At 40.5% G+C, this 17,201-nt stretch carries 12 protein-coding genes and 1 pseudogene; 12 read left to right on the top strand and 1 reads right to left on the bottom strand.

Features of this window, described 5'->3' with window-relative positions:
* Positions 1-37 precede the first annotated feature (37 nt).
* Positions 38-199, bottom strand: a pseudogene (locus tag ID47_RS12725) (IS5-like element ISParac1 family transposase); the annotation flags it as partial.
* 155 nt (positions 200-354) lie between these two features.
* Between ID47_RS12725 and ID47_RS00965 the strand changes: the two are divergent.
* The 12 genes from ID47_RS00965 (at position 355) to ID47_RS11470 (ending at position 17,201) form a co-directional block, all read left to right on the top strand.
* Positions 355-744, top strand: a complete 390-nt coding sequence (locus ID47_RS00965) for a transposase (RefSeq protein WP_051908345.1) — start codon at positions 355-357, stop codon at positions 742-744.
* Between the two features lie 46 nt (positions 745-790).
* On the top strand, positions 791-1,495 hold the full coding sequence (locus ID47_RS00960; protein ID WP_038462876.1) for an IS6 family transposase: 705 nt from the start codon (positions 791-793) through the stop codon (positions 1,493-1,495).
* Positions 1,496-1,596: 101 nt separating this feature from the next.
* Entirely contained in the window at positions 1,597-1,770 is a 174-nt protein-coding gene (locus ID47_RS13795; protein WP_084675820.1) for a helix-turn-helix domain-containing protein, read from the top strand.
* A 235-nt stretch (positions 1,771-2,005) separates the two neighbouring features.
* The gene (locus ID47_RS00955) at positions 2,006-2,305 is read left to right on the top strand and encodes a hypothetical protein (protein ID WP_038462900.1); all 300 of its coding nucleotides are present in this window, start codon (positions 2,006-2,008) and stop codon (positions 2,303-2,305) included.
* Positions 2,306-2,793: 488 nt separating this feature from the next.
* Entirely contained in the window at positions 2,794-3,321 is a 528-nt protein-coding gene (locus ID47_RS00950; RefSeq protein WP_038462898.1) for a hypothetical protein, read from the top strand.
* 18 nt (positions 3,322-3,339) lie between these two features.
* Positions 3,340-4,650 carry an endonuclease/exonuclease/phosphatase family protein gene (locus ID47_RS00945; protein WP_038462895.1) on the top strand — a complete coding sequence of 437 codons (1,311 nt, stop codon included), beginning with the start codon at positions 3,340-3,342 and terminating at the stop codon, positions 4,648-4,650.
* An 18-nt stretch (positions 4,651-4,668) separates the two neighbouring features.
* Complete coding sequence (locus ID47_RS00940; RefSeq protein WP_038462892.1) at positions 4,669-5,934, top strand: hypothetical protein; 1,266 nt, start codon at positions 4,669-4,671, stop codon at positions 5,932-5,934.
* Between the two features lie 17 nt (positions 5,935-5,951).
* Complete coding sequence (locus ID47_RS11475) at positions 5,952-9,056, top strand: DUF6603 domain-containing protein (RefSeq protein ID WP_051908342.1); 3,105 nt, start codon at positions 5,952-5,954, stop codon at positions 9,054-9,056.
* A gap of 20 nt (positions 9,057-9,076) precedes the next feature.
* Positions 9,077-11,473 carry a hypothetical protein gene (locus ID47_RS00930; RefSeq protein ID WP_038462889.1) on the top strand — a complete coding sequence of 799 codons (2,397 nt, stop codon included), beginning with the start codon at positions 9,077-9,079 and terminating at the stop codon, positions 11,471-11,473.
* An 18-nt stretch (positions 11,474-11,491) separates the two neighbouring features.
* On the top strand, positions 11,492-11,944 hold the full coding sequence (locus tag ID47_RS00925) for a hypothetical protein (protein ID WP_038462887.1): 453 nt from the start codon (positions 11,492-11,494) through the stop codon (positions 11,942-11,944).
* Between the two features lie 53 nt (positions 11,945-11,997).
* A complete protein-coding gene (locus ID47_RS00920) occupies positions 11,998-15,285 on the top strand; it encodes a hypothetical protein (protein ID WP_038462884.1) in 3,288 nt (1,095 codons plus the stop codon).
* Complete coding sequence (locus tag ID47_RS11470) at positions 15,282-17,201, top strand: YncE family protein (RefSeq protein WP_051908339.1); 1,920 nt, start codon at positions 15,282-15,284, stop codon at positions 17,199-17,201. The genes ID47_RS00920 and ID47_RS11470 overlap by 4 nt, the downstream gene beginning before the upstream one ends.

The raw sequence follows: 17,201 nt of genomic DNA, 5'->3' as shown, positions 1-17,201 counted from the left end.
GGATAGAGGATAAACCTCCCCCTTTCCCCCAAAATTGTTACATTTTAGCAGATTTAGGCATGCCAAGTTTGCTAAAAGTATTTAAGATGAAGCATCCAAGGTGCAATTCAGCCTCTTGGTTACTCCATAATCTTGCATTGAGTTTCCGGCCGATGATTTTTTTATAGCGATACATTGTATTTTCGGGTCTGTTGCATCTTAAAATTTTAAGTAATTAACTTACATATTCATCTCATTCTAGGTGCTATTTCCCCGACAAAAATCCATTAAGAGCATTATTATCACTTTGTTGCCAAAATACCCATGAACTGATAAATAGGAGATAGGCTGCAATAGATTTGGTAGATTGAGTTTATGAAGAAGCAGATTAGTAAATTTTCAACCAAGAAGATTTCTTATAAAGTAACAAACTGGCGTGAGTATAATAAGGCTTTGAAGCAAAGAGGATCTTTAACAGTTTGGTTAAGTGAAGATCTTGAGGAAAGCTGGTTAGCTCCTTCAGCAGAAGAACGAAAACGGGGCCGGCCTTTAGTTTACTCTCAGACTTGTATAAATCTCCTCCTAACTTTCCGTCATTTATTCAAGTTAGCTTTAAGACAAGTGATAGGTTTTATTGAATCGTTATTTACTCTTTCAGGAAAGATATTGCCTGTACCAGAATTCAGCCGTTTATCAAAAAGAGCAGCACAAGCCTTATCTTGTTTCCCTTTACCTTCTTTAAATGGGTACTGTCGCATTTGTTGAAAATTGAGAGATTAAGGTGTAAAGGTTTAGAAAACAGTCTGTTTAGATGCTCACCATATGTCCCCGTCTTCTTCCCCATTTTAAAGGATTTTGTTCTTCTCCCTCAGTTATCATGCTTTTTGTGTATATGAAATGTCGATTTTCTCTAAGCTACAGAGACTTGGAAGAAATGATGATGATCAGAGGGGCCATTATCGACCATTCGACGTTACAGAGATGGGTGCGTCGGTTTGTGTATCTAATTGATAAGCGTGTTCGTCAGCGCAAAAAACCAGTTAGGGGGAGCTGGCGCATGGACGAGACTTATATCAAGTTGAACGGGAAATGGGTTTACCTTTATCGGTCCGTCGATAGTCAAGGAAATACTATTGACTTTCTACTGCGAGCCAAAAGAGATGCTGATGCTGCAAAGGCCTTTTTCAGAAAGGCTTTCAAGCAGAATGGAAAGCCTGACAAAGTGACAGTTGACAAGAGTTGTAGCAACAAAGCAGCCCTTGATTATTTTAATAAGAATGTCTCAAAAGGCGATGAAATTGAGATACGACAAATCAAATATCTCAACAATATTGTTGAGCAGGATCATCGATTTATCAAGAAACGAACAAGGCCAACTCTTGGGTTTAAAAACTTCTATTCAGCCAAACAGACTATTTCAGGAATCGAAAATATTCGTATGATACAAAAAGGGCAAATAATTGGACAAACAGCTTCTCAATCTGCATTTCTTAATTTTGCCAACCTAATGGCTTAGGGTGTCCAAAATCAGGCCGTCTTACTCACAATTATACTCTCCTCAAACAGATGCGACAGTACCATTTTAGATAATAGATAGGATTTCTATATAGTTAGTTTCTGAATGCAACAGACCCGGGGGCCCGGCCACCTTCTCTTAAAGCTGAAGATCTTATTGTCGCTAAAGCTTTGCTGAAAGATGACAATATTACCGTGGAAGAAGTGGCTAAAAGGCTAGCTGTTGCTCCTTCGACGCTGTATCGGCATCTGCCGGGAGGGCGCAGTTCTATTTAAGGCCTTTCCATCAGTGTTCTTATCTTAGAAAATAACACTCTTTTTCCAAGAGGGTCAATAATACTGGCAAATTTGCTTATTTAACCTTTTCAAATGGAGTCAATTAAATGGATGCCACAGGGAGTCAATAACTTTGAGGGGTTAGCATCTATGAGTGGTATTTTAGCGGTCGACAGCAATATTCACCTACTTTTGAATTTTCAATTATTAAGCCAATAAATTGCATAATTTTATAATGGTCAAGTCCAATTATATTTTCTATAAAAAGCTTATAAATATAATCAATAACATTTATTCTGCTCTTGCTATCAGGGATTTTGGCAAACGCCTTGATAATTCAATGGTAGGATTCCAGTCCTTTACCTATAAGACAGCTAATCGAAGTCTCAAAGGAATTGAGGCTATGGCTAGGATGGTCGAAGAGCAGACGATCTATTTGACGGAAAGTTTCAAGATCAGATTTAATTTTTCAACCGTCTTTTCAAAGGTTATGCCTAAATTGCGTCCACGTTATTTCCCCTTGCAGCAGCCTTAGCTCACTCTGATTTTAAATTTGCACCAGAATCTATAAATCTAACCTTTATTAGTAATTTGGCGATACCTTAATACATGTTATTTTTTGATTAAGATTTACGTATCTGGCGCTAAATCATACATTTATATTTTCATTAATTAGTTATTATAATCAAACAAAGTTAAAATATAAGATGGAGGGAAGTTGAGAATATATAATTCAAATTTATCTTACACAAATAATAAACATGAGAAAAAATCAATATTTACTTTTTATCCTCTTAAAGGAAAAAGCTTATGGTGGGCAAGAAAAATCTCAAGTTGGGTGAATCAGCTTAAACGACTCTATTAATACCCCAACTTCCCAAGACCGATTGATTCTTGCAAGCGGTAGAGAGGGAGATTTGATTTGTTATCCAAGTCCTTGTAACTAATATTTCAGCAAAATAAACTCTCATAGATAAAAATGGGCGGCTCTATTGAAAATTTTCAAATTGAAGGGATATAATAATGGCTTCTTCTACTCTTGGAAAAACATTTGATGACTTAACAAAAAGTAATCCTTGTGAAGGGTGTCCGGCTCCTTGTTGTCGTATGCAGATATTACCTTGTTTGCCTCCTCAAACCTTAATGAACTTAGATCATATGCGTTTTTCTCTTCTTTTTCCTAACACTGAGATAACTATTTCTATAACTGGGGAATTTTCCTTGGTTAAATGGGCGACTTGTCAATTATTTGATACCGATAGTTGTCTTTGTGGCGTCCATAATACACCCAAAAAGCCTTTAACGTGTGTGCATTTTAACCCTCATGGTTGTTGGTATAAAAGGAACTTCGTTACTGAAGATGCTCCCGATATATGTCGATTGGACTTAAAACGTTTTGAGCGGTGGGTTCAAGAAATAGAATTCGAAAATGATAGGGTAATTTCTGCTCCTACTTTCCAAGAAACTCAAGAAATGATAAGGGCAATTCGCATACAACCAACCTTTAAAGTTAACCCTGAACTTATCAAAGACAAACCTGTAGGTTGCTGAGGAAAGGAATAAACCGTTATGACTAGAATTGTATTCTGGAATCTACTGAAATTTACAATGAAGCGGATTAACGACCCAAAAAATGTGGCTGCTTCTGCTGCAGCATTAAACAATATTTTAAATGTATTTAAAAAGAATACTCCAGATATTTTTGCATTAATTGAATTACCATGTGGAAAAGGGGGAAAGCAAGGAGAGTTGGTGGGGAAAGGGAGTGCTTACCAAGGAGCTCTCCAATTGCTAAAACAATTAAATGCCCTTCCTGGAGCACCTGTTTGGGATCTAGTTCCACCTATTGTTACTGGTGCGGGAGGAAGGAGAGAGGGGATTGTTGTATTCTTTAATAAGAATACGGTTCAGTTTCAAGGACCTTGGAAATTTGATGGAACAACCACTAGAGATCCAACATCTCCCCTACCGCCAGGCGGTTGGAAGGATTATAGCGCTACACACTGGAAAATACCTGGTGGTACGACTGTTAAGAAATGGGGGGGGCAATGGGAGTTTATTAAGACCGGTAAAAAAGGAGAAATTCTCGAGTTTCCAACAGCTGGGGAGCGCCGACCTTGGTTAACACGGTTCCAAGAACTGAAAGGAGGGAAAAGAACAATAGATGTGATTGCTTTCCATGCCCCTTTTACCCAGGCTTCTCCTGTCAATGCGGCTATAAGCCTAATAGGGACATCTTCTATTGCTCCGCCGTTCAACACGCCAATGGCGGTTGATGTTTGTGTTCTGGGGGGAGATTTTAATGTCGATGCTAATGATAATACAAAGAGGGCTGAGGCTTACGGTCCCCTTATGGTTGCTCCTAAAAAGGCTATGCGTACTAAAAAGAGCACACCTGGTGGAAATTTTACAGGTAACTTTTTAACCCCAATAACCCCGCCAGGGGTAAAGACCGTCTACGCTAAAACCTCTTTAAAAGCTGTTAAAACTGCAAGTATTAAAGGGGGAGACTATCCAGATTATGATTACGCCTCTAGTAGTTATGATCAGATCTTTATCCGCTATAAAACTCCTGGAGCTGCTAAGGGAGAAATGGACATTAATGAAATAGCTGGAGCTTATATAAAAAAAGCAGGACCACTGGCAGGAGGTGGTTTGCCTGCCTATGGTTATGCTGCAGCTTTACCTTCAGCAAAAGCAGCAAAAAAAGGCTACACTTATGCGCCTGGAATGCAAGATTCTATTAAAACTATCTTTATTAAAAAAGTGAAAGGCGTCCTTTTAGATTCTACGCAAAAAGATGCACTTTTCCGACAAGTCAATAATTATGGTTTTGTTAGAAGAACAAGTGATCACATGGGCGTTATTATAGATGTGTAAAAAGAAAGATAATAAAGAATGAGCTTATTAGATCTTGCAACAGCTCTTAGAAATCAACTACCTGTTACAGGTGAGGGAAGCGTTGTTTTAGATCAACAAACTTTAACAAGTTCTAACGCCAACAATGTGGGTACCATTCTTCAAAATATTATAGACTATTTGGGCGTCCCCGTTGGTGCATTGCTAACTATTACGAATTTATCAAGAAGCGATGTTATTGATCCTTCTGGTTCTTCCCCTCTTATTATTAAGGCCGGAAAAACTTCTTTTTTCTCTACCAATATGTTCGTAAAAACGCTTCAGTTTACCTTAAGTAATCAGACACTGACTATGGTCTTACAGACAACTGATCTGACAAATACTGATGGAACTCCTTGGACATTAGGAACAAGCTTTTTTGAGTTCTTAGTTTTCCCTATTCTAGATCAATCCTTTTCTAATCCTTCTTTTATATTTTCAACTACAACATTACCTGCTTGGCCAATGGAAAATCATGTGACTGAAGACCTTCAGGAAGGGCTTAATTTTTATGCAGAGTTAAACCTTACAGACCCTATCTTTCAATCAATTGTATATTTCTTAAATTTTCTGGGTGTAAAATTTAATAATGATTCTCATTTCTTTGGGCAAATTGATAATAAGAATAGAATTCCAGGCTTCTCTTTGAATTTTCCAAATCTGCAATTAACTTCCCCGCTTCTTAGCACAAAAGATGCAACATTTTTTCTTTTTGATCTTTTTACTGTTAGTAATCCTAAGTTTGGAGTCAGGCTTATTCCGATTGCAGAAGATAGTGAAAATGATTGCCCTGCGGACGTAACGCCTGAACTTTACTTTGAGTTGGATCTTATTGTTGATGCAACCACAACCTTGGATTTTTCTGTTGGTCTCAAAGAAACTGAAAATTTTCTTATGTTCGGTGTTAGATCACCAAAACCTCTCTCCTTAGAGCATGTTTTTATCTTGATGGCAGGAAACAAATGGGATGATTTAATTCCCAGCCCTTTACAATCGGCTCTTAGTGCAATTGATTTTCAAGGATTTATAGCCACAATTGGAATTGGAAACTCTAGTTTCACCCTTTCTTCTTTGACTGTAAGCGTTGGCTCTGATCCGAATAAACCTCTTAATCTTTTTCCACCTTTTAAAGATTGTAGTTTTTGGGTTACCTGGACCATCCTAAATCCAACCGACCCCTCGACCAAGACTTCCGCTATTAATTGTGAAGCCCAAGTTGAGTTTGAGAAGATTGGAATTTTTAACGTTGAAATTGCTCCTGCATAAGAAAGGAAGTGCCATAAATGACAGACAATCTATATATTGAAGGCAGTTTTACAGGATCTCTTAAATTAAGTTATTTGGTGAGCATTGCAACAAACCAGAGTGACTTAAAACTTCCTTTTGATGTCGATTTGACTTCCTTAGATATTGCTCTCCAAACTAGCTTGCCAGGAACTTATAGCCTGGGCGCTATGGGTTCTGTGGATGTGGCCCTTTTTGATGGTACTTCTTTAAATCTGCAGAATATCTATTTTCAAGTCGAGGTTCTTTCAAGCAAACTCAACACAGCCTTACTGTATGGAACTCTTGAGATAGGAAGCATTTACGTTGATCTTAGTGCCACTTATTCACAAACGGACGGGTGGATTTTTACAGGGGGTCCGCCAGCATCACAGTCTATTTCCATTACCAATCTAATACAGGATCTATTCGAAAAATTTGATCCACCTATAACTCTTCCGTCTTTCTTCCCCGATATCACCTTAAACAATCTTCAAGTTGAGCTTCGTCCTTCTCAAGATAAACTTACTCTTAATGTAGACATTGATCAAAATGCTGCACTTCTCATTCAACTCAACAAAGATACGTCAGGAAAATGGCAAGGGCTAGTTAGTTTGTTTTATCAGCCAAAACTTGACTTAATTTCTTACATTCCTATCCTTAATCAGGCTGCTGATGAGCCTCTAGAACTGCAACTGTTTGAAATAATTTATGCTTCTGCAGCTGGTATTTCTTATGAAAATCCTCTAGACCAAACGACGAAAACTGCCGCTCAAGGACTTACCTTTCATGTTGACTTACTCTTGGGCGATAAGGTTTTCTCTCTTCCACAAACAGAGCAGCCCTCTTCTCTGCTTACCAAAGAAAACTTGAGAGATTCTTCAAACTCTAGTCCTACTCTTTCCTTTCCCATTCAAAAAGCGATAGGTCCTCTTCAGTTTGAGAAAATAGGCCTTGGCTTCGCTGGGCCTGATCTTGCTTTGTTTTTGGATGTTTCTGCCTCAGTAGGCGGATTATCCTTTGATCTTATGGGCTTTTCTTTAAGTGTTCCTTTAAATGACCCATCCCCCCATCAATGGCAATTTAACCTTAACGGCTTAGGCTTGTCTTATCTGGCTGGGCCTATAGACATGAGTGGTTCTCTCTTAAAATTGCCCGATTCTCAATCAAGAACAACTGAGTATGATGGCCAAGCCCTCATCAATATAGAAGAACTTAGCATCTCGGCTTTGGGTTCTTTAATAGTGGGACAAGGGCCTTCATCCTTGTTTGTTTTTGCTTTTGTCGATGATATTATTGGTGGGCCCCCTGCATTTCTTGTAACAGGATTGGCTATGGGTTTTGGGTACAACCGGCTTTTGCAACCCCCTTCTTTAGATCAATTCAATAGTTTTCCGTTGGTTCAAGCTTTTAGGGATCCTACTACCCTTGTTGGGCCTAATGACCCAAGTTCACCTGCAGCAATGAATTATGCTTTAGAAACCTTAGATAAAGTTATTTCGGAACAAGTTGGCGAATATTGGTTGGCTGCAGGCATTAAATTTACATCTTTTGAGCTTATAAATTCTACTGCTCTTGCTATTGTTGAATTTGGCAAAGAATTTGAGATTATTCTATTGGGAAAATCCTTTGCAAGCTTACCTGCCCAAGGAGAAAGCTATGCTTATGTAGAATTAGACCTCGAAGTGGTTCTTGATCCTGCCCAGGGCCTCTTCCAAGCTTCTGCCCTCCTTTCTAACAATTCATACGTGCTAGACCCTTCTTGTCATTTAATGGGAGGTTTTGCTTTTTATGTTTGGTTTGGGTCAAACGTCCATGCCGGAGAATTCGTCCTTACCTTGGGCGGTTATCATCCGGCTTTCACCCCCCCTGCCTATTATCCAAGCGAACCTCGCCTTGGTTTTAATTGGATTCCTTCCGGTGACGTAACCATCAAAGGGGGATCTTATTTTGCTTTGACTCCCTCTTGCATAATGGCAGGAGGATCCTTAGAAGTGTTATTCCAGTCCGGCGATCTAAGAGCCTGGCTCACAGCTTATGCAGATGTTTTAGCTCATTGGAATCCTTTTTATTTTATTGCCGATATTGGTATAACTGTCGGCTGTTCCTACCGGCTCGATCTTTGGTTAACGACTATTACTTTTAAAGTTGAGTTAGGAGCAACTTTAATGTTATGGGGCCCTCCTACAGGTGGAACCGCCCATATTGATTGGTATATTATATCCTTTTCCATCCCTTTTGGAGCGGATCAAAGAGAAGGTATAAGTAAAATTGGGTGGGATGATTTTAAAACCATGCTGCCTCAGTCCCCTAACTCGGCGCGTAACTTACAAAACATAGTTACCCTGAGTCTTGCCGATACTTCCTCTGTCGAAATATCTCATATCCGTGTCACTGATGGTCTTCTTGGGCAAGTTAAAAATGACGATCAAACGACCCGTTGGTTGGTTCGTGCTGATGAATTTACCTTGGCGATAGAAAGCGCTATTCCTCTTACACAAATCACCTTTAATAACCAAGTTTTTCATTCTGCTGATCAGCAAGGGCAACCGATTCCTGATTACTTTGTTGCAATCCGCCCTATGCAAGTTGGAGTTGATACAACCTCCACCCAGACTATATCAGTTACTAGTAAGAGCGGTTCCCCCATATCCTGGCAAGATTCCAAACGACTTAATCGAGATATGCCAACTTCCCTATGGGGTAAGCCTATTGATGATCCTCAAAATATTGATCCTAACGATAGGCTACTGCCGAATCGTTTGATCGGATTAGAAAAGGTTATCCCTCAATCCCAGATCCAACCAGGTCACACAGGCCCTATTGATATGCAAACGGCTTTTACCTATTTTCCAATTGATGAACAAGATGAAAAGATACCACCTTATCTACCATTATCAATAAACCCTTCTCAACATGCAAATACCCCCCAACAAAGTAATCAGGCTTTAACCATCATCCATAATACCCTCACTCAAGTTGCTAATATTAGGACGAGTATTTTTAAGGATTTACAAAATTTAACCAATTTTATAGGCACTGATGGAACCCTAGACAATCTTACCAATGATCCAATATCTGCGTTCGAAGCTGAACCCCTCTTGGGTTCTTTGCCGCTTAGTTAAAAACTATGGGAACAAGAATAATGAAAACAGTAATACACGAATCTACCCTTCAACTTCTTCCACTGGGCGATATCGAGTTTTTTGATAATATTATACCTCCCTTACTGGATGACGATTATACTATTACCGTTAACCAAAATCTTTCAGGCAAAGATAGTGAAGGTATTTTACTTAATCAAAATTTTAGCACAACCCAGGCGTTTTCTGTTCAGGGGGCAAGATTTAATTTAAACACTAGTAGCGATATTCAATACTTATATCCTGCTTCTGGGGGCCAAGGGCAGTTTGGACATAAGCTCCCTCAAATTGTCTTAACCAAACGCAGCTTGCCTTGGGAACGACTGCTTAAAGGAAATCCGGAGGGAACCCCTTGGATAGCGCTTTTATTGTTCGATGAAGATCAAGTCGAAATCCCAGAGACTACCAATCCATCTTCTGCCGGTAACAACCCAACTAAAGTAGCCACCCTTAAACTTGGCCAGATCCGAAATATAAATGAGAATGGCATCCTAGGACCTTTAATCTCTCAGTTGAATTATGGGCAGACTGATGACATGCCATGTCAAGCGATTGATGTAACAACAGATACTTTCATAAACCTAGTGCCTCGCCAGGATGAATTACCTTATCTTGCCCATGGTCGCCAGGTCAACGTTGGCGACAAAGAAATCCTTAATATGACACATTCAGGCTGGTTTTCTGTGGTGATCTCCAATAGATTTCCTATTCAGAATCCAACAGTTCCGACTAAGCAAATCCTTCACTTAGTTTCTTTAGAAGGTTTTGAACCTTATTTGGTAGATAACCCTTCTTTTCCCAGTGGAATTCAAAAAATTCGTTTGGTTTCATTAGCCAGCTGGGCCTTTACTTGTTTACCAGAGACAGGGGAAACCTTTAGTCAATTAATGCTTAACCTGGTAAGTCCTGGGAGCCAAGCCGGAACTAATCTTCTTTTCCAAATGCCGATTAAACAGAATAATAATTTACCTTCAGAATCTTTAGCAAAACAAGCCTTATCTAACGGCTACGTGCCTATAAATTATCAGACATTACCAGGTGATCAAACCTTTGCGTGGTATCGCGGGCCTTTTTCTCCTGTTTTAAGTGAAAGATTCACAACAAATCGCGAGCCTTTCCAAACTGCAGCTGAAGCTATTATTTATGATCAAGCAACGGGCCTTTTTAATTTATCTTATGCTGCAGCTTGGCAGACTGGGCGATTGCTTGCTTTATCCAATGGCTCCTTCGCTGCTAATGTACTTAACTGGCAGAGGCAGGCAAATCAGCTCGTTGACCTTATGGTTGCTCGTTTTACTTCGGATCAGCTTTACGACCTTCTCAAATCTAATACAAGTGATGTCAATCAATGGCTTGACGCAAACTTGGTTTCACAAACCTACCTGAATTATTTAGTTAATGATTTCGCTCAGAAAATCGCTCCTAAGGTTACTTCAACTTACAGCCCCGCAGACTCTGATGGAGAAGACGATGGAACAAGCAAACAAAACAAAACTTCTTCATCATTCTCTCCAGGACGATCCAAGAAAGACACACCACCAACCAATCTTGTCGACGAGCTTAAAAAATTATTACAGCAAGATAATGCTAAAACCCTCATCCAAACAATGGGAGGGGATGAACTAACAGCCATAGTAGAATGGTTAGCACGTTTATATTTGTTGTACGGTATTCCTTTTAATAACTTAGTTCCAGATAGCCAAATGTTACCCCGTGAATCAGTGAGGTTTTTCTACCTTGATCGTGCCTGGTTGGATAGCTTGGTTCAAGGCGCCATGAGTATTGGAATTCATACCAGTAAGGATAGCTTCTATTACCAAATAACAAAGGATATTATTCAAGAGACTGTTGATACTTTAATTTTACAAGTGCGAGAAAAACTCTTAGGGTTAACCCCTTCTAATCCGCCCTCAAGTGATGCCTTGGCTGGCTTTATTTTTCGCTCTACTGTGGTCTCTAGTTGGCCAGGCTTAGAAGTTAAAGCCTACCGTACCGTAACGCAAACCGCAGAGGGTCCTCAAGCTTCAGATCCCCTCAATCTTTTACGAATGGACCGTCTAGCCCCGGATGTATTGTTATGTTTATTCCCAGAAATTCCTTCCTGGATTGAGCTTAATGAACCTAAAGAAGGGTTATGCTTTGGTGTTGAAGACGTCAATAATCAATTGGAAATAGGGCTGCGTAATCCTGCAGATGGCAAACTGACTGGAATTTCTTACATACTTCAGGAAAGCGATTATCGTCCTCAGAGTAATTCTCGTGTCTTGAATATTTCTAACTTACAGCAAAACTTAGCAAAACAGCAAGGAATGTCCGGGCCCTTCGGGTCAGCTGATTTTGCCTTGCAGATGATTGATGTCCCCGAACAAATGGTTTTTCAAAATACACAAAGTACATAATCCCAAGGAATCCCTTTCATGAACAATTTCACTTCTATGTTGTTTGTCCCCGTAAACTTGCAGGGAATGGTTGTCAACCAACAGGTTATCAACGGAAGCGGGTTTAATCGCTGGTCTATGGATTATAATGCTCTTATCAAGGAATTTCAAAGCCCTGAACCCCCACCTTTTGGAAACCTATCAGGCAATATCAAGCAAGGTATCCATTTGCACTGGACACTCCCCAACACTTTAACCCATGGCACTACAAATCAGTTCCTCTTCACCGTAAATTTAGGAATTAACGATATCGTAATAGCTCTAGAACAAGGTCAGGTTTCTTCTGATTTTCAACAACAATTTAATAAAAATGGAGCCCCCTTAGCGACGACAGGAATAACTGTTACTCCTATAAAAACAGCTCAACAATGGCTGATTAGCGACTGGGCCCATAAAAAAAATATCTTGTTCAAGAACAAAATAATGCCTTAAAAATCTCTGATGCTAAAGTCCGTTTTCCGACCATTCCTAATCGCTGGCTGGTCTTGCGCTTTCAACCAGGTGCTTCTCCTGCTTCTCTTAAAAGTTGGATTATTCAAAGCGATTATTTAGGCGATGAGGGAACAAGCCCTTTTATTAACCCTAATGCCGAGAAATTAGAAAAAACAAAGTTAGGCAAAGCAGAAGAGCTTACGCCAACATGGATAGACCCAAACCCCGATCATCTTTTCCTTCAAGCCGTTGGGCCAGGAAATGTGACTTTTTCAGCTTATGCTCCTGGCATTGAAAACGTCTTTAGCTTTGTCGACACACAAGTAGCTACCCTACCTAATAACAGCCTACTAACTTACCTTGTGGTCGGATGGTACTCTAAGCCAGGAGAAGATCCCTTAGCCGGTATTACTAGCGATACGTGGAAAGATCGGCTGTCAGAGTTAAAATGGCAAACCAACCAAGTTCCAACCGCAGCTTCCCCTCAACAATCTTTGTTTCATGGGATGCTCCATTCTATAACCTGGCAAACAGAGATTATTCCTCAACGCCCAAATAGCGATCCAAAATCCATTTCTGAACAAGTCAAAGTGGCAATTGGCAATACTGCGATCGATGCGCTTGCGGCCTTAGTTCAAACCCAAGCTCAGAAAGAAGGCCAAACTATTGATACAGTTTTGTTAGAAGCGTTTCAATATGGCTTGCTCGAATCTCTAGATAAGCCTGATGGAGTGGCTCGGGTGAGCAATCAAATCCGCCAAGCTTGGTATGGGTCATCTAACGGTGGAACTTTTTGGCAAATTGTTCCAGCCCCTCATCAGACAAGCCAGTATAGCCCTGACCCTCGTCCTTATGCCGAAGCCTTGGCTACTTTAAATAGCCAGCAAAACCAACTCGATGAAAATGTACGCCAATTAGCATCTCTGCAAGAAGAGCTTTATAAAAGGTGGTGGAAAGCTGGAAAGCTTTATAATACTTCTCCTCCTTATAGTCCACAGTATCCCCCTGGTGACTTCTCTCAAATTCAAGATAACCTTAAAATTGGTTCTCCTGTTTTTAATTCTTTCCGCCAATCGGTTGAACAAAAACAACAACAAGTTAACCAATTAGCCAGTTCCCTTCCCAACCCCCAAGACCCCACAAGTATTGCTTCTTATGCTAAAAATATCTTAAAACTCCCAGATACCTTTATCTTAAAGCCAACCGCTATGCCAAGATTCTGGCATCCTAATGATCCCGTGGTTCTTATTTCAGGACTTGATACAAGCTTCCCTCAATCCGATGATGATTTGCTTTTATGCCGATTACCAGGACAAACTGTAACCGGCTTAATGATTGACGGAAAAAGTGTTGATGCCACAACGGCAGGCCTGCAAAAAAACATTCTCTATCCAGTCAATAACTCTTATGTTCCCAATGGTCAGATTGCTGCTTTGTGCAATGAAGTGTTCTTTCTTGACCCCAATAATGCTCTTGTTATTGCCCGAGATGGTCTGCAAGACCAGAGTAAAGAAGCTCTCGTGCAACAAGCAATTACTAACCATCAGTGGGCAAGCTCTCAATCAGTGTGTCCAGATTCCCTGGCCTATGGATCATGGGTTCAAGCCTGGAGGCCTCTGTTTCTAGAATGGGATGTCGATTGGTATCCAACCTATACGCAGAATAGTGTTAACGATCCATGGGTCTTTGGTTTAGATCAATGGCAATTTGATGGTGAACAGTATCGTTGGATTGGTCAGCAACAACCAAGCAATGACTTAATCCAAGCATTTTCTGGCAGAACTTTTCTCACCCCACAAGCCGTCTTTAACTTTCAAGCCCGTTTAGAAAATTACCTAAAGAATCACCCAAACCTTGATCTTTCGAATATCGATAAACTGCTCCAAGACCTTCAAGACTGGGATATTCTTTCTCAACGACTCAGTGGGTTCTATGATCAATTAAGCATGCATAAAATTGAGCAAAATTGGCCTCCTGATGCGAGCATTGCAAGTCAAGTCGGTGATCAGCATCATGCTATTCCTAACCCAGAACAGGGAGATGTGGATACCTCTTTTGGTGGAGCCGCTCCTTTTTTCTTCCCTCAAAAAGCTGGCTTTTTTATGTTTAAGAAACTGCAAGTTGTTGATTGCTTTGGCCAAGTCACTAACTTGATCTATGCAAATGGCAACATCGGGGGGAACTATCAAGCTTTCCTACCGATTCGATCCTCCTATTTAATACCAGATCAGCCAGGGGAACTGACCTCACCCAATCAATTCATCCAGCAGCGTTTAGGACCTATACAAACCAGCCGCTTAAACTTCCGTTGGGTGGATAGTACCAATGATGAAGAGGAGGTCGGACTCGCTGCCAATGCAAATCCAATTTGTGGGTGGCTCCTTCCCAATCATATTGATAACAGTGTTATGGTTTATGATGGTCAAGGTCACCTACTAGGGGAAGTGCTGGTAGAAGGAGGAACACAAAACGTCAACTGGACTTCTGTCCCCGATAGCCCAAACCCGCTTATTGATCCTAGTAAAATACCAAATATTCGTTTGCGAGGATTGATCCAAGGAATTGTAGGTACTAACAAAGCGAACGCCTTTAAAAACTTCTTCCAAGTCATTGATGAAACATTATGGTTTGTAAACCCGCTTGGTGGAAGAGATGATCAAAAGCTTTCCGTTTTGATTGGTCGACCGCTTGCTCTCGTGCGTGCTAAATTGCAGTTTGTTTGGGACGGTGAGTCGACCTACAACCAGAGTTGGGAAACTACATTTAAACAAGATGACGGAGGTATCTCTACTATCTCCTTTGATATTCGATTAGGTAGCTTGGAATTAAGAGATGATGGCTTAGTAGGGTATTATTTAGACAGTGATAACTATACAGTCTTTAATGCTGTTCATTACCCAAGCGGGCTGACTCCAGCCAATCCACCTTATATTAAACCCATTGGTGGTGATACCCGTAATTACATTTCTTTAAAGTTTGATGGGAACAAGATGTGCTGTACCCTTCTCATGGATCCGCGGGGAAGTGTTTACGCGCATACCGGAATCCTGCCTGACAAAAGCATTACCTTGCCTTCTTCCTTAGTTGAGTTAGCCCTCAAGAGCATGGAGGTTAGCTTTCGAGTAGGACCTTTACTTACGGATTCGGATGCTATCCGCATCCCGAAACTTTCTGAACAAAATGGCCAATGGTGCTGGATTCAACACTCAAATTCTAGCACCTGGACAGTACAGCCTCTTACCAAAGCCAGTGCTCTAGCCCGTCTTCCCGATGCCCCTCCTCGGTTCTTAGAGGGATGGTTGCGTCTTAAAAATTTTAACACAAAGGGAAAAATAAGATGAAGATTCAAGAAGAAACGAAGCTTACTTATGCGGTTTTAACCACCCCTGATATCCTCCAAATTAATGGGGATACAACTTTAACTTTGACGGTTTCCAATAACCAAAGTGGCTACATCAATATTACCTCCTTGGCCTTTCAAATTCCTCTAGGGGATAACGCGAAAGATCTCAGTACCGATCTGACCGGAATTACGTTTACCAAACCAACAAACTGGGAACTGAGTCAAGATAAAGGCCAGTTCACAGCAACTCCTACTTCACCTTCACAGGGTAAGATTGGACGAGAAGGGCTGACCTTTACATTCGTCGGGATTAAGGTGAATGCACAAGTCGGAACAACTCTTCTTACTATTAAAGAAACCACTCAAGAAGGAGGAACCCTTTCTACAACTTTACCTTTATCCAAATTTCCAGAGCAATTCCAGGTCAGTGACCTTGACGCGACCCCAGAGAGTGTCAACCCTGGAGAAAGTACGACCTTGTCTTGGAGTGGCAGTGCAGGATCTTATGAATTACAGTATAATCAAAAAACTATCCCAAACCTTCCTTCTACAGGGAGCTATGAAATTCCAGCGGATGATCTCGTAGACACAACAACCTTTTACCTTAATGTGACCATTAAAGGCTCAGATCCAACTTCACCAGCCACTTTACAAAGAGAGAAAACAGTAACCGTTTATACTCCTAAGATTATAAGTTTTGGCGGTAGTAATGGGAGATCCAGTGCATTACCAGGAGGATCAATCCCGCTTTCTTGGATCACAGAAAATGCAACCCAGGGTTCTATAACAGATCCAAATGGGAACAACTGGGATATTTCTACAGATCAGTTAAATAACGGACAGATGACTGTCGGCGTGCCAGAAGATGTGTCAGAAATAAAATATACGCTTACGATTAGAGGAAATAGGACTACACAAACCATGGATAGCCCCCCTATCCAAGTCTATGAATTTAAAAAACTTTCAGATATACATGGATTTGATGACCCATCTACTCTTGCCATCAACCCAGGCGGAACCAGACTCTATGTAGGGAACTGGGGCTCTGCTGGGACTGTTTCGGTTATTGACATTGAGAATGATACCAATAATAAAATCGCCGATATTATTACAGGATTTAATTACCCGGGTACTCTTGCCATCAAACCAGATGGATCCAGACTCTATGTAGCAGACTGGTACCAGCATACTGTTTCGGTTATTAACATTGAGAATGATACCAATAATAAAATCGCCGATATTACAGGATTTCATTACGCGATTATTAATCTTGCCATCAAACCGGATGGATCTAGACTCTATGCAACAGACTCGTACAATCGTACTGTTCCGGTCATTGACATTGAAAACGATACCAATAATAAAATCGCTGATATTACAGGACTTAATTTCCCAGGAGTTGATGACTTCATGACTCTTGCCATCAAACCGGATGGATCTAGACTCTATGTAGCAAACGGGAGCATGGGCAATGGTATGGTTTCGGTTATTGATATTAAGAATGATACCAATAATAAAATCGCCGATATTACAGGATTTAATAACTCGAGTATGCTTGCCATCAAACTGGATGGATCTAGACTCTATGTGGCAAACAGTGATACTATTTCGGTTATTGACATTGAGAATGATACCAATAATAAAATCGCCGATATTACAGGATTTAATAACCCGATTGCTCTTGCCATCAAACCGGATGGATCTAGACTCTATGTAGGAAACGGGAGCATAGGCAATCGTATTGTTTCGGTTATTGACATTAAGAATGATACCAATAACAAAATCGCTGATATTACAGGATTGGATATGGATAGTCCTAGTGCCCTTGCCATCAAACCGGATGGATCTAGACTCTATGTAGCAAACTGGGGCAATAGTACTGTTTCGGTCATCGACGTTCCTTCTTCTATATAA

The organism is Candidatus Paracaedibacter acanthamoebae (genome assembly GCF_000742835.1).
GTDB lineage: Bacteria > Pseudomonadota > Alphaproteobacteria > Paracaedibacterales > Paracaedibacteraceae > Paracaedibacter > Paracaedibacter acanthamoebae.
Note: the sequence above shows the minus strand (reverse complement) of the source record. Positions and strands in the feature narration are given on the sequence as shown.

What these genes read in the sequence shown, in the direction of transcription:
- ID47_RS00965 (WP_051908345.1), top strand. Translation starts at nt 355, where the DNA reads ATGAAGAAGCAGATTAGTAAATTTTCAACCAAGAAGATTTCTTATAAA.
- ID47_RS00960 (WP_038462876.1), top strand. Translation starts at nt 791, where the DNA reads ATGCTCACCATATGTCCCCGTCTTCTTCCCCATTTTAAAGGATTTTGT.
- ID47_RS00955 (WP_038462900.1), top strand. Translation starts at nt 2,006, where the DNA reads ATGGTCAAGTCCAATTATATTTTCTATAAAAAGCTTATAAATATAATC.
- ID47_RS00950 (WP_038462898.1), top strand. Translation starts at nt 2,794, where the DNA reads ATGGCTTCTTCTACTCTTGGAAAAACATTTGATGACTTAACAAAAAGT.
- ID47_RS00945 (WP_038462895.1), top strand. Translation starts at nt 3,340, where the DNA reads ATGACTAGAATTGTATTCTGGAATCTACTGAAATTTACAATGAAGCGG.
- ID47_RS00940 (WP_038462892.1), top strand. Translation starts at nt 4,669, where the DNA reads ATGAGCTTATTAGATCTTGCAACAGCTCTTAGAAATCAACTACCTGTT.
- ID47_RS11475 (WP_051908342.1), top strand. Translation starts at nt 5,952, where the DNA reads ATGACAGACAATCTATATATTGAAGGCAGTTTTACAGGATCTCTTAAA.
- ID47_RS00930 (WP_038462889.1), top strand. Translation starts at nt 9,077, where the DNA reads ATGAAAACAGTAATACACGAATCTACCCTTCAACTTCTTCCACTGGGC.
- ID47_RS00925 (WP_038462887.1), top strand. Translation starts at nt 11,492, where the DNA reads ATGAACAATTTCACTTCTATGTTGTTTGTCCCCGTAAACTTGCAGGGA.
- ID47_RS11470 (WP_051908339.1), top strand. Translation starts at nt 15,282, where the DNA reads ATGAAGATTCAAGAAGAAACGAAGCTTACTTATGCGGTTTTAACCACC.